This is a genomic window from Paracoccus endophyticus (assembly GCF_003286075.1).
GTDB classification, from domain to species: Bacteria; Pseudomonadota; Alphaproteobacteria; order Rhodobacterales; family Rhodobacteraceae; genus Paracoccus; species Paracoccus endophyticus.
Window position 1 is genome coordinate 535,667 of record NZ_QLUV01000001.1, and the last position, 17,798, is coordinate 553,464.

Below are 17,798 nucleotides of genomic sequence, written 5' to 3' on the forward strand. Positions count from 1 at the left end.
GCGGGGCCAGCGGGCCATGCCGCGCGGGCGGCGTCAAGGCCCGCCAGCGTCACTGGATCACGAACACCGCCTGCTGCGTCTCGCCGGACGAGCCGGGGATCGACAGGACATGGCGGCCGGGGACGATGGCGACAAAGCTGATCTCGGCCTCGCCGGCGGCGTCGAACTCGATCGAGTGGACGCCCATCGGGCGGATCTCGATGTCGTTGACGATGATCTCGTTGACCCAGACCGCGCGGAAGAAATCGCCGCCCGACAGCGCCAGCTCGGCGCTGCCGTCGGCGACGATCCGGATGCGGTAATAACCGCCGGATTTCAGCGTGTAGTCCGCCTCGGCCACCGGCTTGCCCGAGGCGAGCGTCAGCGGCGCCAGATCCTCGCGGTTGGTCCGCGCCATGATCCCCGAGGGTCCATAGTCGTGATGCTGGACCGCGGCGGCGCTGCCTGCCGGGGCGGCGGCGGCGTCCTCGCCGGCGTCATCGTCATCCTCCTCTACGGCCTCGGGGGCGGCCTCGCCGGTGGGCGCGGCGGCGGCATCTTGAGGCACCGCGTCCGGCGCCGGTGCGGTCTGGGCCAGCGCAGGCGCGGTCAGTGCCGCGGCCATCAGCGCCGCGATCAGCAGTCGGGACATTTCTCTCTCCTTGTCCGATCAGTTCGGGGCGACGACGACGCCCCAGGGCTGCTGGCCCACGGGAATCGACCTGAGCGCCTTGTTCGACGCGACATCGATCACCGTCACGTCGTTGGAATTGCCGTTGGTCGTGTAAAGCTGGCTCTGGTCGGGGGTGAAGGCCATCTGCCAGACCCGCTGGCCCACCAGGATATAGTCGGTGACCTCAAGGCTGTCGCCGTCGATCACCGCCACGCGGTTGGCGGGGCCCAGGGCCACGAAGATCTTCTTGCCGTCCGCCGTGACGCGTATGCCGACGGGCTGGATCGCCTCGGGCAGCACGCCGGGAATGTCGAAGCCGATGGTCTTGGTGATCTGGCGCGTCGCGGGATCGATCACGCTGACCGTTCCCCCGATTTCCGAGCTGACGTAAAGCCGCGTGCCGTCGTCGGAAAACTGCGCAAAGCGCGGGCGCTGGTCCACCAGCACGTTGTCGGTGATCTGATAGGTCTCGGCGTCGATGAAATGCGCCATGTTGGTCGTCTCGGACGTGTTGATGACCACCTTGCCGTCGGGCGAGATGCCCATCCCCTCGGGCTCCACGCCCACCGGGATCTCGGCCAGCATGCGGTGGGTCCTGGTGTCCACCACCGTGACCAGGTTGTCGTCCTCGTTGGCGATGTAGAGCGGGTTGCCGGACGGGTGCAGCACGAACAGCTCGGGGTCCGGGCCACTGGGCAGAGTGTGGGTTTCCTGCATCGTTTCGGGGTCGAACACCCGCACCAGGTCGTCGTCGGAGGCGCAGACATACAGCTCTCGCCCATCGGGCGAGATGGCGATGCCGCGCGGGCGGTTGCCGACTGGGTAACTGCCCAGGACCTCAAGCGTGGCGCTGTCGATGACGGTCACGTCGTTGCCCTTTTCGTTGGACACGAAGACCTTGTTGGCCAGGGCGGGCGACGCGCTCAGCAGCAGGATCAGCAGGGCTGTTTTCATCGGTCCCTCAGAATTGGCAGTCGGTTTCGGGGCGGTCGATCCCCAGCGTGTCCAGCGCGGTGACCTGGTGCAGATACTGGTCCTGCGGGCTGACGCTGGCCATCAGCAGGCCGGTGGTCAGCAGGATCGGCTGGCGCAGCTGGTGGTCCCAGTCGCGGACGGTCAGCTTCTGGCCCTTGAAGCCCGCGACGTTGAACTCGGGCGACAGGATGAAGTCGCGCAGCGCCGCAGGGTCGGCGGTGCGGGTGCGGGTCGCGGCCTCGCCCACCATCCGCAGCGCGATCCAGGTCTGGTAATCCTCCTCGCGCATGGGACGCGCGGCGAGCTGCTCGAACCGGTTCTGGAACTGGGTCGCACCCCAGGCCTCCATCGCGGGGTGCCAGGTGCGCGGCACCAGACCGGCCGACCCGCCAACGGGGCGCGGGTCCCAGGTCTGATACGGCATGTAGCCGGCAAAGATCCCCGCCTCGTCGGCGGCGATCAGGATGTCGTAGTCGGGCGCGCGCTGGGTAAAGACCGGCATCTGGGCCTGCACCTGCACATGGCCCGAATCGGTGCGCCGGGCGCCGCCGGTGTCCTCGAACACGCGCTCCTCGACGATTTTGGCGCCGAACTTGGTCGCGGCGCGGCGATAGGCGTCGGCCAGGGCGCGATCCTCGGGGTGGCTGCCGGTCACCAGAAACCAGCGCGGCCATTTCTTCCACACCAGGAACTGCGCCAGCGCGTCGGCCAGCATCGCATGGCTGGGGGCGGCATGGAGGACGTTGGCCCGGCAGTCCGCCCCGCGCAGGGCGTCGTTGCGGGCGCGGGCATTCAGGATCAGCGCCCGGTCGCCCGCCCGGTCGGCCAGCGCCAGCGTCGTGGCGGCGTCGGCCAGAACGACGACAAAGCGGATGCCCTGGTCCAGCAGGGCGTCCAGGTCCGCCGCTGCACTGTCGAGGGTGGCCGCGACCTCGACCGCCTCGAAGTCCTGGCCCAGAAAGCGGCCGGTGGTGTCGTTGTCGTCGATCGCCAGCCGCGCCCCCGCAAAGGCCAGGTCGGCCGGCGGCAGGTCCAGCCGCGAGATCGGCGGCAGGCCCGCCCGATCGACGCGCAGCACGCCGACGCGGATCATCTGCGCCGCGGGCTGTGCAGCCGCCACAGCGGGGGCTGGTGCCTGCTGCGATGCGGCCGGCAGGGCCAGCCCACCGGTCAGGACCGGGCCGATCAGGGCCGCCGCAAGGACGCGGCGCAGGGCTGTCTGGTGTCGCATCGGCGTCCTCCGGCCGTCAGTGTTGGCGCTGCGACACACTGGCGCAACCCCGCATTTTGTCCCGCCCCCGGTGCCGTTCTTGCCTGCGACATAGGGATGATGGACGCGCCGGGGCGCGCGCGCCATGCTGCCCGCATGACACGCATCCGCCCCCTGCTGCTGATCCTGGCGGCGCTGGCCACCATGGCGGCGACCCCGCTGTATGGCCCGCCCCCCCAGCCCGGAACCGCCGTCTGGTACGGCCTGCACTTCATCGACACCTCGACCGAGGGCGCCATCCAGGGCGTGCGCGCGGACGAGACCGCCCGCATCGAGATGATCGAGGAGTTCATCGCCGACGATCTGACGGCCCGCGGGTTCACCCTGATCGAGCCGCCGGCCGACGCGGTGGCAGCCATCAAGAACCCCGTGAACTCGAACCGGCGCGACACCAAGATCGCCGCCGAGATGGGCGCGCGCTACGCCATCTCGGGCGAGGTGCAGAAGGTGTCGAACCTGATCCTGGCCGTGAACCTGTATGTGCGCGATGCCGCCACGGGAAAAAACGTGCGCGCCGGCGCGGTGGACATCCGCGGGAACAACGACGAAAGTTTCCGTCGGGGATACAGCTATCTGCTGAAGAACATCATCTTTCGTGAGGAGTGAGGCATGAAGCCTGTGCTGACGCTGGCGCTGGCCGCCACGCTGGCCATGGTCGGGGCGGCGCACGCGCATGGCCCCGTCCGCCAGAAGGTCGAGCTGAAACGGACGCTGGACGCCACGCCGGACGAGGTGTGGGCCGCCATCGGCAAGTTCGACGACATGGGCTGGCACCCGGTCGTCGCCCGGACCGAGATGACCGCCGACAGCGCCTCCGCGACCGAGCCTGAAAAATCGACGCGCGTGCTGCACCTCAAGGCCGACGCGGGCGACCCGACGATCACCGAGCAGTTGATGAAGTGGCAGCCCGAAAGGCGCTGCTACGGCTATCGCATCACCGCGGTGGACGTGGCGGTGCTGCCGGTCAGCAACTATTCCTCGACCCTGTGCGTGAACGACCAGGGCGGCAAGGCCGAGGTGGTCTGGAAAGGCGGCTTCTATCGCGGCTTTCCCAACAACGACCCCCCGGCCGAGCTGAACGACGAGGCCGCGGTCAAGGCGGTCACCGGCGTCTATCAGGCCGGGCTGGACGCGCTGGCGGACCGTTTCGGCGCGGCCGAGTGATCCGGGCGGCGCTGGCCGTCTGCCTGACGATGTCCCCGGCCGTGGCCGGGGACATTGCGTTCGTGACCTCGCAGAACGCCGGGTCGGTCAGCATCGTCGATCTGGACGCGGGGCGGGTCCGCGCGACCGTGCCCATCCCCGGCGCACCCGCCCCCGTGGCCTATGACCCGGCCAGCGGGCGCGCCTATGTCATCGCGGCCGAGACGGGCGAGCTGACGGTGCTGGACACGCAGGGCACGGTCCTGCACCGCGCGGCCCTGGGAGAGGGCAGCTTTGGCCTGGCGCTGGATGCGCGGGCCGGCCGGCTGTTCGTGGCGGACTGGTACAGCGCGCGGCTGCGCTGCCTGACGCTGGCGGGGGCCGAGCTGTGGTCCGTGCCCACCGGCCGCGCCCCGGCCGGCGTGGCGCTGTCGGGCGACGGGCAGGTCGTGGTGACGGCCGACCGCGACGACGACCGGCTGTCGGCCTTTGACGCGGCCGACGGGCGGGCCCTGTGGACGGCGCCGACCGGCAGCCATCCCTATGCGGTGGTCTTTCACGGCGGGCGGTTCTGGACCACCGACGTGCAGTCGAACAGCCTGACGGTGGTCGCCGCGGACGGCGGCGCGGTGCTGGGCCGGGTGGCGACGGGCGATCACCCCTATGGCGTGGCCTTTGCGGCGGACAAGGGCTTTGTCACCGACCAGTATGCGGCCACGGTGACGGTGTTCGATCCCGTTGCGCTGACCCCCGGCGGCACGATCGACGTGGGCGATTACCCCGAGGGGATCGCGGCGCTGTCGGACGGACGGCGGGTGGCGCTGGCGAACTGGGACGTGGACCGGCTGACCATCATCGACGCCGTGGCCGAGACGGTCACGGCCGAGATCGCGGTGCCCTCGGGGCCGCGGTCCTTCGGCCTGTTCGTGGGACCCGAGCCGACGCGCTAGGAGTCGTCGGGCCGGGCCGGGGCCAGCGTACCGCCGGCGGCCTGCCACGCCTCGACCCCGCCCGGAAACCAGCCGACGGCGGTGTAGCCCAGCGCCACGGCGCGCTTGGCGGCGTTCCAGCTCATCCAGCAGTCGGCCTTGCAGAAAAACACCAGCGGCGCGTCCGGGCGGCCGCCGCTCAGCCGCCCCAGCGCGGCGGCGAACGCGGTCTCGACCTGGGGGGCGAGGCGGTCATAGCCGGTGTCGGGCAGCCAGACCGCGCCGGGGATCGACTCGTGGGGCGACTGGCGCCAGACGGTTCCGGCGGGCAGGCCCGCGGGACGCCGGACGACCGGCAGCACGTCGATCAGCACGGCGCCGCGGGCCTGCCACTGGGCGGTCCCGGCGGCGTCCAGCACCGTTGCCCCCGCAAGCGTCGCAGGCACGGGCGCGCGATAGGGCTCGCCGCGGTAATCCGGCGGCTCGGGCACCGTCTGCGCCCCCGCAGGCGCGGCCAGCAGCATCGCCGCGACCAGCCACGCTCCCACCCGGCCGGTCACGGCTTCAGCGCCTTGCCATAGTCGTCCACCAGCGGCACGCCCGCGTCGTGCAGGATCGCGTCGATCTCGGCCTGGTTGCGGCGGATCAGGCTGTTCAGCTCGCGCTTCCAGTCCTGCTCGGCGGGGCGGACGCCCATGGTGATGCGATAGAACAGCTTGGGTCCCGCCTCCTCCTTGAGGAGCGGGGTGAACTGCAGCTCAGGGTCAGCCTTGACCAGCGGCCCGGCCAGCGGCCCCCACAGCACGGCGGCATCCAGCGTGCCGGCCTTGACGGCGGCCAGCATGTCGCCGACCGGGTTTTCGACCCGCCGGTCCACGAACAGGTCCCAGCCGCGCATGTCCTTGGCCAGCCCGGCGCGGGCCATGTGCGACGCGGGCGGCGTGCCGGCGACGACCCCCAGTTCCCGCCCCTTCAGCGCCGGGTCCGTCAACCGGTCCACGCCGGCCAGGTCGCCGTCCTTGCGCGTGACGAGACCATAGATCGAGGTGTAGTAATGGTTGGTGTTCTGCACCAGCTCGTCGCCCTGGGCATAGCCCATCACCACGTCGCAGGTGCCCGCCCGCAGGGTGCGGTTGATGAAGCCGCTGCCCTGCGGGAACCAGCTGTAGGCGACCGGAAGGCCCAGCTTGGCCGCCATCAGCTCGGCCAGCTTGTTTTCGAACCCCGACCCATCCTGCGCCGACAGCGGCACCGCGGCGGGATCGGCGCAGACGCGAAACGCCGTCGTGGATCGCAGCTCGGCCAGCTGCGCCTGCGCGCCGGCCGCAGACGCGACGGCCAGCGCGACCGCCAGCAGCCCGGCACCGATGCGGCGCATCCTCAACCCTCCATGCACGAGTTTTCCTGCGCGGCGAACTCGTCGGACTTTTCGGCTTTCTGGGCGGGACGGCCGCGCGGGATCGCCTCGGTGCCGCGAGCCAGCAGATAGGCATAGATATCGTCCACATAGCACCAGACGTTCTTGTTGGTGCCGAACGCGGGCATCACCTGGTTGGCCGAACCCGAGCCGGTGTTCTGCATGCCGGACGCGACGATCTGCTGGAACTGGTAATAGTCCAGCCGGTGGACGACCGAATCCTTGAGCGCGGGCGCATAGGTCGAGCCTTCGCCGTCGGGGCCATGGCAGACGTGACATTCCGCGTGATAGCGGCGATAGCCCGAGAACGACGCGTAATCCAGCACGCCATCCTCGACCTTGAAGGTCGGGATGCCCTCGGCATTGTACCAGCGGCCGTTTTCCATGGCAGCGGGGCTCAGGTCCTGCGGGCCGCCGGGCAGGTTGATCTTCGCGACGCCCGTCATGTGGCCGGGCGCGACCGCGCCCACGCCGGTCGCCACGGCCGAACCGGCGGCATTCACCTGCATCTCGACCGAGTTCTTGGTGGGATCGATCTGTGCGGGGGCGCCGCGCACGGGCGCGGCCGCGGCAGGCGCGCCGGCGCCGGCGGCGGGCGCCGATGTCGCTGCGGCGGCGCCCGCCCCCGCGGCGGCGGGATCGGCAGGCGGCGCCGCAGTCTGCGCGAAGGCGGCGCTCGCCAGCGACAGGCTGATGGCCAGCACGCTGGCCGTCATGGAAACGGTCATGGTCACACTCTCTCCCAATGCGGCGCCACCCCCTCCAGATGGAACCGCCCCGAGGTTACCCCCGGGGCGGCGTTTGTGCAGTCACACTTTCGTCGCGTGGACGAAAGTATCAGTTGGACGGCTTGGCGGCACCGGCGTCGGCCGCCGGTTCCATCGGAACGCCCCCGGTCGCGGTGGACTTGCCCGCGCCCATGCCTTCGGCCGGGGCCGAGGGATCGGCCGGTGCGGCCGCATCCGCCGCAGGCATCGCGGCGTCGGCGGCGGGTTCCATCGGAACGCCCCCCGTCGCGGTGGACTTGCCCGCGCCCATGCCTTCGGCCGGAGCCGAGGGATCGGCCGGTGCGGCCGCATCCGCCGCAGGCATCGCGGGTGTCGCCGCCGCGGTCGCCGCCGCCGGCGTGACGCTGGCCGTTTCGCCCGATCCTTCGCCCGGCAGTTCGAACACGGTCAGCTGGCCGCCGAGTTCGGTATAGTCCGACAGCGCCGCATAGCCGCCCACGGCGCCCAGGCCTTCGTTCGGGTTGGTCAGACCGGCCGCAAGACCGATGCCCGCCCAGCCGCCGACGCCAGACAGGATGCCGACATACTGCTTGCCGGCATGTTCATAGGTCATGACGTTGCCGATGATGCCCGACGGGGTCTTGAACTTGTAAAGCTCGTCGCCCGTTTCGGCATCGACCGCCTTGAGAAAGCCTTCCAGCGTGCCGTAGAAGACGATGTCCCCGGCGGTGGCCAGCGCGCCCGACCAGACCGAGAACTGTTCCGGCAGCGACCACTTGATCTCGCCCGCGACGTTGTCCCAGGCGATGAAGTTGCCCATGCCGCCATGGCTGCCGGGGGCCGGATACATCGACAGCGTCGCGCCGACATAGGGCTGGCCCGCGGTATAGGCCACGCGGAAGGGTTCATAGTCCATGCAGACGTGGTTCGTCGGCACATAGAACAGCTTGGTTTCCGGCGAATAGGCCGCCGGCTGCTGGTCCTTGGTTCCCAGCGCCGCCGGGCAGATGCCGGTGGTGTTGGTGTCCTCGCCGCCCTGGCGCGTCGAGAACTGCGCCACGACCTGCGGGCGACCGTACTGGTCGCTGTTGGGGTCCATGACGACCTCGGTCGCCCAGTTCACCGTGGGGTCGAACTTCTCGGCCACCAACAGCTCGCCCGTGTCGCGGTCCAGCGTATAGCCAAAGCCGTTGCGGTCGAAGTGCGTCAGCAGCTTGCGCGGCTGGCCGTTGAAGTCCTGGTCGGTCAGGATCATCTCGTTGACGCCGTCATAGTCCCATTCGTCATGGGGCGTCATCTGGTAGAACCACTTGGCCATGCCGTCGTCGGGGTCGCGGGCCATGATGGTCATCGACCAGCGGTTGTCGCCGGGCCGCTGCGCCGGGTTCCAGGTCGAGGGGTTGCCGGTGCCGTAGTAGATCAGGTCCAGCTCCGGGTCGTACGAGAACCAGCCCCAGACGGTGCCGCCGCCGATCTTCCACTGATCGCCTTCCCAGCTTTTCAGCGAGCTGTCGGCCCCGATCGGCTTGCCCAGATGGGTGGTCTTTTCGGGATCGACCAGCATTTCCGCGTCGGGACCGGTCGAATAGGCCTTCCACGCCTCGGTGCCGTCGGCAAGGTTCAGCGCCGTCATGCGTCCGCGCACGCCGTATTCGCCGCCCGAGATGCCCACCAGCACCTTGTCCTTGACGACCATCGTGGTGGCGGTCAGCGTCTCGCCGATCGCCGGGTCACCGATCTTGGTGGACCATTTCGGCTCGCCGGTCTTGGCGTCCAGCGCGACGACCGTGGTGTCGGCCTGGGCCAGCAGGATCGTGTTGTCGGCATAGGCGAGGCCACGGTTGACCGTGTCGCAGCACATCACCGCGATGACCGACGGGTCCTGCTGGGGTTCATAGCGCCACAGGATCTTGCCTTCGTTGGCGAGGTCCAGGGCGAAGACGTTGTTGGGGAAGGGCGTGTGAACGTACATCACGTCGCCGATCACCAGGGGCGAGCCCTCGTGCCCGCGCAGGACCCCGGTCGAGAAGGTCCAGGCGACACGCAGGTCCTTGACGTTGTCGCGGTTGATCTGGTCGAGGGTGGAAAAGCGCGTGTTGGCATAGTCCCCGGTCTGGATGGCCCATTGTGCCGGGTTGGCGATGGCGTCCTTGACGCTGTCGTTGGCCAGCGCGGCCGTACCCGACAGCAGGAACGCCATGGTGGCGCCCTTGACGAGATAGTTCATGCGTCCTCCTCCAGGTTGGACATCGGCACCGGTTGTCTCGGCACTCGACTCTGGGTGCAGCCTTCAAGCGCCCTGCCTATCCGTCAACGACGACGGGCCGGGTTTAACCGGAAAGTCTTAGGAAAACGCGGCATTCGCGCGGGACGGTTCGGCAGGATTTTTCCCAAGAAGATCAGTCGGGGCGGCCGGGCGTCAGGCAAGACGCTCGGCGTGCCAGCGGACATGATCGCCCATGAAGCTTTGCACGAAGAAATAGCTGTGGTCGTAGCCGGGCTGCATGCGGAACCAGCCGGGCTGGCGGCGGCTGATCATCGCATGGGCCAGCGCCTCGGGCCTGAGCAGGTCGAGAAACTGGTCGCTGGCGCCCTGGTCGACCAGCACCTCGCCGGGATAGCCGTGCTCGAGCATCAGCAGGCTGGAATCGTGGGCCTGCCAGGGGGCCGTGTCCTCGCCCAGATAGGCGGTGAACTGCTTGCGGCCCCAGTCCGACTGGGTGGGGTTGGCGATGGGCGAGAAGGCCGAGACCGAGCGATACCGGTCGGGATGCGTCATGGCGATGGTCAGCGCGCCGTGGCCGCCCATCGAATGGCCGGTGATGCCCTGCGCCTCGGCGTCCAGCGGAAAGGCGTCGAAAACGACGCCGGGCAGCTCGTCCACGATATAGTCCCACATGCGGAAATGCGGCCGCCAGGGGTCCTGCGTGGCGTTGACATAGAACCCGGCGCCCTGCCCCAGGTCATAGGCCTCGTCGTTGGCCACCCCGTCGCCGCGCGGCGAGGTGTCGGGGAAGATCAGCGCGAGGCCCGCGTCCGCGGCCCATTCCTGCGCCCCCGCCTTGGTCATCGCATTCTCGTGCGTGCAGGTCAGGCCCGACAGGTACCACAGCACCGGCACGGGGCCGCTTGCGGCGTCGGGCGGCAGAAAGACGGCAAAGGTCATGTCGGTGCCGGTGGCCTGCGAGCGGTGACGATACACGCCCTGCGTGCCGCCGAAGCTGCGATTTTCGGACAGGGTCTCAAGCGTCATGGGCGGTCCTTTCGGGGGCGGGATGATGGCCGCGGGGGCGTCGCCCGCCGGGGGCCAGCGCAGGGCGGGGGCCGTGGCGCGGGACCGCGGCCGGGCGGGGGCGGGCAGCGACGGCGGCCCGCCCCACAGGGTCATTCCAGTTCGTCCACGCTGCGGATCACGCGGCCCAGCAGCCCATAGTCGATGGCCTGCTGGGTGTTCAGCCAGAAATCGCGCTGGGTGTCCTTCTCGATGCGCTCGACCGGCTGGCCGGTGGCATCGGCAAAGATCTGGTTCAGCCGCTCGCGCATCAGGCGCACCTGCTCGGCCTGGATCATCATGTCCGACGAGGTGCCGCCGATCCCGCCCGAGGGCTGGTGGATCAGGAACCGCGTGTTGGGCAGGCAGTAGCGGTTTTCCTTTTTCGCCGCGACGAAGATCAGCGCCCCGGCGCTGGCCACCCAGCCCGAGCCGATGGTCCGAACGGTCGGGCGGATGAACTTGATCACGTCGTGGATCATGTCGCCGGATTCGACATGACCGCCGGGGGACGAGATCAGCATGTTGATCGGCTTGTCGCTGTCCTCGGCCAGGGCCAGCAGATGCGACACGGTGCGCTGCGCCAGCTTGTCGTTGATCGGCCCGGCCACGATGACCGTGCGCGACCTGAAATACAGCTTGCCGATCTTGTCGCCGCCCGGCAGGCCCAGGCCGCCGTCCTCGGGGTCCGCCTTGTGGCGACGATCGTCGTCATCGTCATCGTCGTCATCATCATCGTCGAGCAGATGGGGCGGAAACGCACGCAGCATCGGGAATCCTTTCAATGTCACGGCGGGGCAGCGGCCCCGCCGTGGTCTTACCTAAGCATGCCTCAAGGATCAGTAAATGACGACCGACCGGATGGATTCCCCGGCGTGCATCAGATCGAAGCCCTTGTTGATGTCCTCCAGCGGCATGGTGTGGGTGATCATCGGGTCGATCTCGATCTTGCCGTCCATGTACCAGTCGACGATCCGGGGCACGTCCGTGCGCCCGCGCGCCCCGCCGAAGGCCGTGCCCTTCCAGACGCGGCCGGTCACCAGCTGGAACGGGCGGGTGCTGATCTCGGCCCCGGCCGCAGCCACGCCGATGATGATCGACTGGCCCCAGCCGCGGTGGGTGCATTCCAGCGCGTCGCGCATCACCTTGGTGTTGCCGGTCGCGTCAAAGCTGTAGTCGGCACCCCCGATCTGATCGAAGGGCGTCTTGGTGAGGTTCACGATCTCCTGGACGACCGAGCCCTCGATCTCCTTGGGGTTGATGAAATGGGTCATGCCGAAGCGTTCGGCCATCTCTTTCTTGTCGTTGTTCAGGTCCACGCCGATGATCATGTCGGCGCCCGCCAGCCGCAGCCCCTGCAGCACGTTCAGCCCGATCCCGCCCAGGCCGAAGACGACGGCCTTGGCGCCGATCTCGACCTTGGCGGTGTTGATCACGGCCCCGATCCCGGTCGTCACGCCGCAGCCGATGTAGCAGATCTTGTCGAAGGGCGCGTCCTCGCGGACCTTCGCCACCGCGATCTCGGGCAGCACGGTATAGTTCGAGAACGTCGAGCAGCCCATGTAGTGGTGGATCGGCGTGCCGTCGAGCATCGAGAAGCGGCTGGTCCCGTCGGGCATCAGCCCTTGGCCCTGGGTCGCGCGAATGGCCGTGCACAGGTTGGTCTTGCCCGACAGGCAGGCCGCGCACTGCCGGCATTCCGGGGTATAGAGCGGGATGACATGGTCGCCCGGCCTGAGGCTGGTGACACCGGGGCCGACCTCGACCACGATGCCTGCGCCCTCGTGCCCCAGGATGGCGGGGAAGATGCCTTCCGGGTCGTCGCCCGAGCGGGTGAACTCGTCGGTGTGGCAGATGCCGGTGGCCTTGATCTCGATCATCACCTCGCCGGCCTTGGGGCCTTCCAGGTTGACCTCCATCACCTCCAGCGGTTTGCCGGCTTCCAGCGCAACGGCGGCACGGGTTCTCATCATACTGCTCCTGTTGGGCGGCCAGCGGGCGGCCGGTCATGGCGTCGGGGCCGGTGTGACGCGGCCCCTGCGCGGTGTTTCGTCGCTATCGTGTCAGGCGGCGAGCTTGCCCGAGCGCTTGGCGACATGGGTCGCGATCGCGTCCATCAGCGGTGGCGACAGGGCGTCGTAGGGCTCAAGGCCCAGTTCCCGCAGCCGGGCGCGGATCGCGGGCATGCGGTCGGGCGACACGCCCGATTCGATCACCGACGACACGAAGGCCGCGAATTCCGGCGCAGCCCACCCCTGCTGGTCGGACAGTTCGGTGTGAACGAAGTCCAGGCCGTAGAACGGATGGTCCTTGTTTTCAATCCGGCCGTACAGATGCGCGCCGCAGCCCTTGCAGGCATAGCGCTGGATCGGCGCGTCCTTGTTGACGACCTCGAGCTTGTCGGCATTCGCCACGACCTCGACCGCATCGCGGCTGACCACGGCCACCTGGCTGAAGATCGCGCCCTCGGGCTTCCAGCATTTGGTGCAGCCACAGACGTGGTTATGCGCGGTCTGGGCATTCACGCGGACCCGCACGGGATTGGTCGCGCATCGGCAGTGCAACTCGCCCCCGGCGAACCCGGCCGCGGCGGGCCGTATTCCGTTGTCGACGGCGGGATGGATCTTTACCCCAGCGGTGTCAGCCATGGTCTTTCCTCCGATAGACCCCACACGGCCAGAGGTTCGCGCCAAGCGCGCCCGCAAATCAAGTGCGATCAAGGTTGTATGACATCCCCGCAAAGGGGCCGGGGCACCGCTGGAACCGCGGCCCGCGCCACCGCTGCCGGCGGCGGGGGTGTCAGCCGGCGGTGTTCGACGACACGCCCACCTGCGCGGCGCGCAGCAGGCGGTCATGCAGCATGAAGCCGCTGCCCATCACCTGGATGATCTCGCCCGCGGTGGTGCCCGGCGCCGGGGCCTCGAACATCGCCTCGTGCGTCTGCGGGTCGAACCGTTCGCCGATGGCGGGGGCGATCACGCGGATGCCGTGGCGGGCGAACACGTTTTCCAGCTCGCGCAGCGTCAGCTCCACCCCCTCGATCAGGGCGGCGGCGGCGGCGCGCTGCTCGTCGCCGGCGGCCTCGAGCGCGCGGGTCAGCGCATCGTGGACCGGCAGAAGATCGCGCGCCAGCTTCGAGCCGCCATAGTTCTCGGCCTCGCGCCGGTCCTTCTCGGCACGCTTGCGGGCGTTTTCCGCATCGGCCAGCGCCCGCATGAAGCGGTCGCGGTAGTCGTCGCGTTCCGCCGTCACCGCCGCCAGCGCCTCGTCATCGCCGGACGGATAGCCCAGCGGATCGGCAAGCGGGTCGCCGTCGATCGGAAGGTCGGTCGGCTGGTTCGTGGTATCGCTCATCTCGTCATCCTTTCCTGTCGGACAGCACGCGCCCGACAAGCTGCGCCGTATAATCCACGATCGGGACGATGCGGCCATAGTTCAGCCGCGTCGGGCCGATCACGCCGACCGCGCCCACGATCTTGCGGTCAGCGTTCATATAAGGCGAAACCACCAGAGAGGAACCCGAAAGTGAGAACAACTCGTTTTCCGATCCGATGAAGATCCGCACGCCCTCGCCCTGCTCGGCCAGTTCCAGGAAACGGGCAATGTCGCGTTTGCGTTCCAGATCGTCGAACAGCGAGCGGATGCGGTCCAGATCGGCGGCCTGGTGCGCCAGCAGATTGGCGCGTCCGCGCACGATCAGGCGCGGGTCGGCGGCCTCGGGGTCCCAGGCCGCCAGACCTGCCGCGACCAGGTCGGACGCAAGGCTGTCAAGCTCGCGCCGCCCTTCGGTGATATGGGCAGCCACCGTGCCGCGCAGGTCCGACAGGGTGCGCCCCTCGGCCTGCGCGGACAGGAAGTTGCCGGCCTCGCGCAGCGAACTGGGGGTCTGGCCCGGCGGGGGGGTGAAGATGCGGTTTTCCACCCGCCCGTCGGCAAAGACGAGGATCACCAGCGCCCGGTCCGGGGCCAGGCTGACGAACTCGATGTGACGCAGCGGCGCTTCCTGCTTGGGCATCAGCACCACCGAGGCCCCCCGCGTCAGCGAGGACAGCGCCATGCTGACGCGGTCCAGCAGGGCGCCGGTGTCGCGGTCGTCGGGGCCGATGATCTCGGCAATCCGGGCGCGGTCCTCGGGGCCGACCGGATCGACCTCCATCAGGCCGTCCACGAACAACCGCAAGCCTAGCTGCGTCGGAAAGCGCCCGGCGGACACATGCGGGCTTTCCAGCAGCCCCATGTATTCCAGGTCCTGCATGACGTTGCGGATCGTCGCCGCCGACACTGCCATGCCGCGGGTCAGCGTGCGCGAGCCGACCGGTTCGCCGGTGTCCAGGTAGGATTCGACCACGCGCCGAAACACCTCGCGCGAGCGGTCGTTCAGGTCGGAAAGCAGACTGGGCATGGGCATGGCTGGTTGCGGTTCAGGGCAGTGGGCCTGTAACTGACGCCACAATGGCACCGGCCCGACGGCTGGCAAGGGAAAGGACGACTCATGCGACCCTCAGGCCGAGATTTAGGCGAACTGCGCGCGATTACAATCGAAACCGGGGTCATGAGCCACGCCGAGGGATCGTGCCTGATCCGCATGGGCCATACGCATGTGCTGTGCACGGCCACGATCGAGGAAAAGCCGCCGTCCTTTCTGAAGGGAACCGGTCAGGGCTGGGTCACGGCGGAATACGGCATGCTGCCGCGCGCGACGCACACGCGCAACCGGCGCGAGGCGGCGGCTGGCAAGCAGTCTGGAAGAACACAAGAAATTCAACGGCTTATCGGGCGCAGCCTGCGCGCTGGCGTGGACCGGCTGGCCTTGGGCGAACGCCAGATCGTCGTCGATTGCGATGTCATCCAGGCGGACGGCGGCACGCGCTGCGCGTCGATCACCGGCGGCTGGGTGGCGCTGCGGCTGGCAATGAACAAGCTGATCGCCGCGCGGCTGGTCACGAGCGATCCGATCATGGACCATGTCGCTGCGGTCAGCTGCGGGATCTATGCCGGGCAGCCGGTGCTGGACCTGGATTATGCCGAGGACAGCGCCGCGGGCACGGACGGCAATTTCGTCCTGACCGGAGGGAGCCGGCTGGTCGAGGTGCAGATGTCGGCCGAGGGCGCCGCCTTTTCGCGCGACGAGATGAGCCGGCTGCTGGATCTGGCCGAGGCCGGGATGCAGGGGCTTGTCGCCGCGCAGAAGGCCGCGATCGCATGAGACGGCTGCGCGAGCCCCGGCTGCTGGTTGCCACCCACAATGCCGGCAAGCTGGAGGAGATGCGGGCGCTGTTCGCGCCCTACGGAATTCATGTCGTGGGCGCGGCCGAGATGGGGCTGGCCGAGCCCGCCGAGACCGAAGACAGCTTCGAGGGCAATGCCCGCATCAAGGCGCGCGCGGCGATGGAGGCAACGGGTCTGCCGGTGCTGGCCGATGACAGCGGGATCACCGTGGACGGCCTGGACGGCGCGCCGGGGGTTCGCACCGCCGACTGGGCCGAGACGCCGACCGGGCGCGACTTTCTGCAGGCGATGACCCGGACGTGGGCGGAACTGGACGCGCGCGGCGTGCCAGAGCCGCGAACGGCGCAATTCCGCGCCACGCTGCTGCTGATGTGGCCGGACGGCGAGGAGGCCGTGTTCGAGGGCGTGGCCCCCGGCCGCCTTGTGTGGCCGCCCCGGGGGGCGCTTGGGCATGGTTACGACCCGATCTTTGTGCCCGAGGGCGGCGAGCGGACTTATGCCGAGATGAGCGCGGAGGAAAAGAACCGGATCAGCCACCGGGCCCGCGCCTTTGCCCTGCTGCAGCGTTGCCTTGCGTAGGATCACGACGGGATCGCCCTTCGAGGCCGAGTTGGGATACAGCCGTGCGGTGGTCAAGGGAAACTGGTGTTTCCTGTCCGGTGTGACCGGATACGACTATGCCACGATGACAATCCCCGACGATGCTGCAGCGCAGGCGCGCAACTGCCTGGCCACCATCGCCGATGTCCTGCGCCAGGCGGGCTTTGACATGGGCGACATCGTCCGCGTGCAGTACACTGTCACCGACCGCGCGGTTGTCCCCGACGTTGCGCCCGTTCTGGGCAAAGTCATGGCCGATATCCGCCCTGCGGCGACGATGGTGATCGCCGGGCTGATCCGCGACGAGATGAAGATCGAGGTCGAGGTCACCGCCCTGAAAGAGTGATGGAAACCGGCTGCCGGGATCGGTAAGACCCCCGGCATGCAACAACCAGTCTTCGAAGACGTCGGCGATTTCGGGGCCGACTGGCGCAACGGTGGGTTCGGGCTGTATGTCCACTGGCCGTTCTGCGCGTCCAAATGTCCCTATTGCGATTTCAACAGCCACGTCGCCTCGGCCATCGATCAGCGGCGCTGGCTGGACGCCTATCGCACCGAAATCGCGCGGCTGGGACAGCAGACGCCGGGCCGTGTGCTGGGCTCGATCTTTTTCGGCGGCGGCACGCCCTCGCTGATGGACCCGGCCGTTGTCGCGGGGGTGATCGAGGCCGCCCGCAGCGCCTGGCGCTTTGCCAACGACATCGAGATCACGCTGGAGGCCAACCCCGGCAGCGTCGAGCGCGGCCGCTTTGCCGGCTATGCGGACGCGGGCGTGGGCCGGCTGTCGATGGGAATACAGGCATTGAACGACGCGGACCTGCGCCGGCTGGGCAGGCTGCACACGGCCGCCGAGGCGCGCAGCGCGTTCGACGTGGCCCGGGCCGTGTTCCCCCGGATCAGTTTCGACCTGATCTATGCGCGACAGAACCAGTCGCGGCAGGACTGGACCGCCGAATTGCGCCAGGCGCTGGCTATGGCGGCCGATCACCTGTCCCTTTACCAGCTGACGGTCGAGCCGGGCACCGCCTTTGGTGCGCGCGCGGCGGCAGGCGGGCTGAAGGGCCTGCCCGATGACGATCTGGCCGCCGACCTGTATCTGGACACGCAGGACATCTGTGCCGCTGCCGGCATGCCGGCCTATGAGGTGTCCAACCACGCCGCGGCGGGCGCGGAAAGCCGGCACAACCTGATCTATTGGCGGCAGGGCGACTGGGCCTCGGTCGGGCCGGGCGCGCACGGGCGGCTGACGGTGCAGGGGCGGCGGTGGGCCATCGAGTCCCCGCGGGCGCCGGGAGAGTGGCTCTCCATGGTCGAGACGACCGGCGCAGGCGAACGGCCGCGCGTCGCGATCCCGATCGAGGAGCAGGCGACGGAGTATCTGCTGATGGCGATGCGGCTGGCCGAAGGGCTGGACGTCGTGCGGTTCGAGCGGCTGTCGGGTGGGCCGATGGATCCGGCGACGATTGCGCGCCTGCAGGCATTGGGTTTTGTCGAGGCGACGGGCGGTCGAGTGCGGGCCACGGCGCAGGGCCGGCCCGTGCTCAACGCGATCCTGCGGGACCTGGCGTGAGCGGTCTGGTCGTC

18 protein-coding genes and 2 pseudogenes are annotated in these 17,798 nt (G+C 68.9%); 7 read left to right on the forward strand and 13 right to left on the reverse strand.

Going from position 1 to position 17,798, the window contains the following annotated elements; translation table 11 throughout:
• Window positions 1–49: 49 nt before the first annotated feature.
• The 3 genes and pseudogenes from DPQ23_RS02575 to DPQ23_RS02585 all read right to left on the reverse strand — a co-directional run.
• Window positions 50–457, reverse strand: a pseudogene (locus DPQ23_RS02575) (cupredoxin domain-containing protein); the annotation flags it as partial.
• Between the two features lie 192 nt (window positions 458–649).
• Window positions 650–1,606, reverse strand: coding sequence for a YVTN family beta-propeller repeat protein (locus DPQ23_RS02580; RefSeq protein ID WP_112873078.1), 957 nt, complete (start codon window positions 1,604–1,606; stop codon window positions 650–652).
• Window positions 1,607–1,613: 7 nt separating this feature from the next.
• Window positions 1,614–2,720 carry an ABC transporter substrate-binding protein gene (locus DPQ23_RS02585; protein WP_240602379.1) on the reverse strand — a complete coding sequence of 369 codons (1,107 nt, stop codon included), beginning with the start codon at window positions 2,718–2,720 and terminating at the stop codon, window positions 1,614–1,616.
• 273 nt (window positions 2,721–2,993) lie between these two features.
• Here DPQ23_RS02585 and DPQ23_RS02590 point away from each other — a divergent pair, with 273 nt between their 5' ends.
• From DPQ23_RS02590 to DPQ23_RS02600, 3 genes are read left to right on the forward strand one after another with little or no spacing between them, the layout of a single operon-like run.
• Window positions 2,994–3,503 carry a DUF3280 domain-containing protein gene (locus DPQ23_RS02590; protein ID WP_112873324.1) on the forward strand — a complete coding sequence of 170 codons (510 nt, stop codon included), beginning with the start codon at window positions 2,994–2,996 and terminating at the stop codon, window positions 3,501–3,503.
• Window positions 3,504–3,506: 3 nt separating this feature from the next.
• Complete coding sequence (locus DPQ23_RS02595; RefSeq protein WP_112873080.1) at window positions 3,507–4,061, forward strand: SRPBCC family protein; 555 nt, start codon at window positions 3,507–3,509, stop codon at window positions 4,059–4,061.
• Between the two features lie 41 nt (window positions 4,062–4,102).
• The gene (locus DPQ23_RS02600) at window positions 4,103–4,990 is read left to right on the forward strand and encodes a YncE family protein (RefSeq protein ID WP_162630608.1); all 888 of its coding nucleotides are present in this window, start codon (window positions 4,103–4,105) and stop codon (window positions 4,988–4,990) included.
• Here DPQ23_RS02600 and DPQ23_RS02605 read toward each other — a convergent pair.
• The 10 genes and pseudogenes from DPQ23_RS02605 to hrcA all read right to left on the reverse strand — a co-directional run bounded on the left by DPQ23_RS02605 (window position 4,987) and on the right by hrcA (window position 14,793).
• A complete protein-coding gene (locus DPQ23_RS02605) occupies window positions 4,987–5,493 on the reverse strand; it encodes a PQQ-dependent catabolism-associated CXXCW motif protein (RefSeq protein WP_112873325.1) in 507 nt (168 codons plus the stop codon). The two genes, DPQ23_RS02600 and DPQ23_RS02605, sit on opposite strands and share 4 nt — an antisense overlap.
• 32 nt (window positions 5,494–5,525) lie before the next feature.
• Complete coding sequence (locus DPQ23_RS02610; RefSeq protein ID WP_112873082.1) at window positions 5,526–6,347, reverse strand: substrate-binding domain-containing protein; 822 nt, start codon at window positions 6,345–6,347, stop codon at window positions 5,526–5,528.
• A gap of 2 nt (window positions 6,348–6,349) precedes the next feature.
• On the reverse strand, window positions 6,350–7,114 hold the full coding sequence (locus tag DPQ23_RS16165; RefSeq protein ID WP_112873083.1) for a c-type cytochrome, methanol metabolism-related: 765 nt from the start codon (window positions 7,112–7,114) through the stop codon (window positions 6,350–6,352).
• Between the two features lie 430 nt (window positions 7,115–7,544).
• Window positions 7,545–9,341 (reverse strand): annotated as a pseudogene (locus DPQ23_RS02620) (methanol/ethanol family PQQ-dependent dehydrogenase); the annotation flags it as partial.
• A gap of 192 nt (window positions 9,342–9,533) precedes the next feature.
• Window positions 9,534–10,367 carry an S-formylglutathione hydrolase gene (fghA, locus tag DPQ23_RS02625; RefSeq protein ID WP_112873084.1) on the reverse strand — a complete coding sequence of 278 codons (834 nt, stop codon included), beginning with the start codon at window positions 10,365–10,367 and terminating at the stop codon, window positions 9,534–9,536.
• Between the two features lie 131 nt (window positions 10,368–10,498).
• Window positions 10,499–11,155 carry an ATP-dependent Clp protease proteolytic subunit gene (locus DPQ23_RS02630; RefSeq protein WP_112873085.1) on the reverse strand — a complete coding sequence of 219 codons (657 nt, stop codon included), beginning with the start codon at window positions 11,153–11,155 and terminating at the stop codon, window positions 10,499–10,501.
• 69 nt (window positions 11,156–11,224) lie between these two features.
• On the reverse strand, window positions 11,225–12,355 hold the full coding sequence (locus tag DPQ23_RS02635) for an S-(hydroxymethyl)glutathione dehydrogenase/class III alcohol dehydrogenase (RefSeq protein ID WP_112873086.1): 1,131 nt from the start codon (window positions 12,353–12,355) through the stop codon (window positions 11,225–11,227).
• 93 nt (window positions 12,356–12,448) lie between these two features.
• Window positions 12,449–13,033, reverse strand: a complete 585-nt coding sequence (gene gfa / locus DPQ23_RS02640) for an S-(hydroxymethyl)glutathione synthase (protein ID WP_112873087.1) — start codon at window positions 13,031–13,033, stop codon at window positions 12,449–12,451.
• A 151-nt stretch (window positions 13,034–13,184) separates the two neighbouring features.
• Complete coding sequence (locus DPQ23_RS02645) at window positions 13,185–13,739, reverse strand: nucleotide exchange factor GrpE (protein WP_112873088.1); 555 nt, start codon at window positions 13,737–13,739, stop codon at window positions 13,185–13,187.
• A gap of 4 nt (window positions 13,740–13,743) precedes the next feature.
• On the reverse strand, window positions 13,744–14,793 hold the full coding sequence (gene hrcA, locus DPQ23_RS02650; protein WP_112873089.1) for a heat-inducible transcriptional repressor HrcA: 1,050 nt from the start codon (window positions 14,791–14,793) through the stop codon (window positions 13,744–13,746).
• An 84-nt stretch (window positions 14,794–14,877) separates the two neighbouring features.
• Here hrcA and rph point away from each other — a divergent pair, with 84 nt between their 5' ends.
• From rph to hemW, 4 genes are read left to right on the forward strand one after another with little or no spacing between them, the layout of a single operon-like run.
• On the forward strand, window positions 14,878–15,591 hold the full coding sequence (gene rph, locus DPQ23_RS02655; RefSeq protein ID WP_112873090.1) for a ribonuclease PH: 714 nt from the start codon (window positions 14,878–14,880) through the stop codon (window positions 15,589–15,591).
• Window positions 15,588–16,193, forward strand: coding sequence for an RdgB/HAM1 family non-canonical purine NTP pyrophosphatase (gene rdgB / locus DPQ23_RS02660; RefSeq protein WP_112873091.1), 606 nt, complete (start codon window positions 15,588–15,590; stop codon window positions 16,191–16,193). Before rph ends, rdgB begins: the two co-directional genes overlap by 4 nt.
• Entirely contained in the window at window positions 16,186–16,560 is a 375-nt protein-coding gene (locus tag DPQ23_RS02665; protein ID WP_112873326.1) for a RidA family protein, read from the forward strand. Before rdgB ends, DPQ23_RS02665 begins: the two co-directional genes overlap by 8 nt.
• A 36-nt stretch (window positions 16,561–16,596) precedes the next feature.
• The gene (hemW, locus tag DPQ23_RS02670) at window positions 16,597–17,784 is read left to right on the forward strand and encodes a radical SAM family heme chaperone HemW (protein WP_112873092.1); all 1,188 of its coding nucleotides are present in this window, start codon (window positions 16,597–16,599) and stop codon (window positions 17,782–17,784) included.
• The last annotated feature ends 14 nt before the right edge of the window (window positions 17,785–17,798 follow it).

Bases quoted from the DNA above. Each gene is read 5' to 3' on its own strand.
- DPQ23_RS02580 (WP_112873078.1), bottom strand. From the start codon at position 1,606: ATGAAAACAGCCCTGCTGATCCTGCTGCTGAGCGCGTCGCCCGCCCTG.
- DPQ23_RS02585 (WP_240602379.1), bottom strand. From the start codon at position 2,720: ATGATCCGCGTCGGCGTGCTGCGCGTCGATCGGGCGGGCCTGCCGCCG.
- DPQ23_RS02590 (WP_112873324.1), top strand. From the start codon at position 2,994: ATGACACGCATCCGCCCCCTGCTGCTGATCCTGGCGGCGCTGGCCACC.
- DPQ23_RS02595 (WP_112873080.1), top strand. From the start codon at position 3,507: ATGAAGCCTGTGCTGACGCTGGCGCTGGCCGCCACGCTGGCCATGGTC.
- DPQ23_RS02605 (WP_112873325.1), bottom strand. From the start codon at position 5,493: ATGCTGCTGGCCGCGCCTGCGGGGGCGCAGACGGTGCCCGAGCCGCCG.
- DPQ23_RS02610 (WP_112873082.1), bottom strand. From the start codon at position 6,347: ATGCGCCGCATCGGTGCCGGGCTGCTGGCGGTCGCGCTGGCCGTCGCG.
- DPQ23_RS16165 (WP_112873083.1), bottom strand. From the start codon at position 7,114: ATGACCGTTTCCATGACGGCCAGCGTGCTGGCCATCAGCCTGTCGCTG.
- fghA (WP_112873084.1), bottom strand. From the start codon at position 10,367: ATGACGCTTGAGACCCTGTCCGAAAATCGCAGCTTCGGCGGCACGCAG.
- DPQ23_RS02630 (WP_112873085.1), bottom strand. From the start codon at position 11,155: ATGCTGCGTGCGTTTCCGCCCCATCTGCTCGACGATGATGATGACGAC.
- DPQ23_RS02635 (WP_112873086.1), bottom strand. From the start codon at position 12,355: ATGAGAACCCGTGCCGCCGTTGCGCTGGAAGCCGGCAAACCGCTGGAG.
- gfa (WP_112873087.1), bottom strand. From the start codon at position 13,033: ATGGCTGACACCGCTGGGGTAAAGATCCATCCCGCCGTCGACAACGGA.
- DPQ23_RS02645 (WP_112873088.1), bottom strand. From the start codon at position 13,739: ATGAGCGATACCACGAACCAGCCGACCGACCTTCCGATCGACGGCGAC.
- hrcA (WP_112873089.1), bottom strand. From the start codon at position 14,793: ATGCCCATGCCCAGTCTGCTTTCCGACCTGAACGACCGCTCGCGCGAG.
- rph (WP_112873090.1), top strand. From the start codon at position 14,878: ATGCGACCCTCAGGCCGAGATTTAGGCGAACTGCGCGCGATTACAATC.
- rdgB (WP_112873091.1), top strand. From the start codon at position 15,588: ATGAGACGGCTGCGCGAGCCCCGGCTGCTGGTTGCCACCCACAATGCC.
- hemW (WP_112873092.1), top strand. From the start codon at position 16,597: ATGCAACAACCAGTCTTCGAAGACGTCGGCGATTTCGGGGCCGACTGG.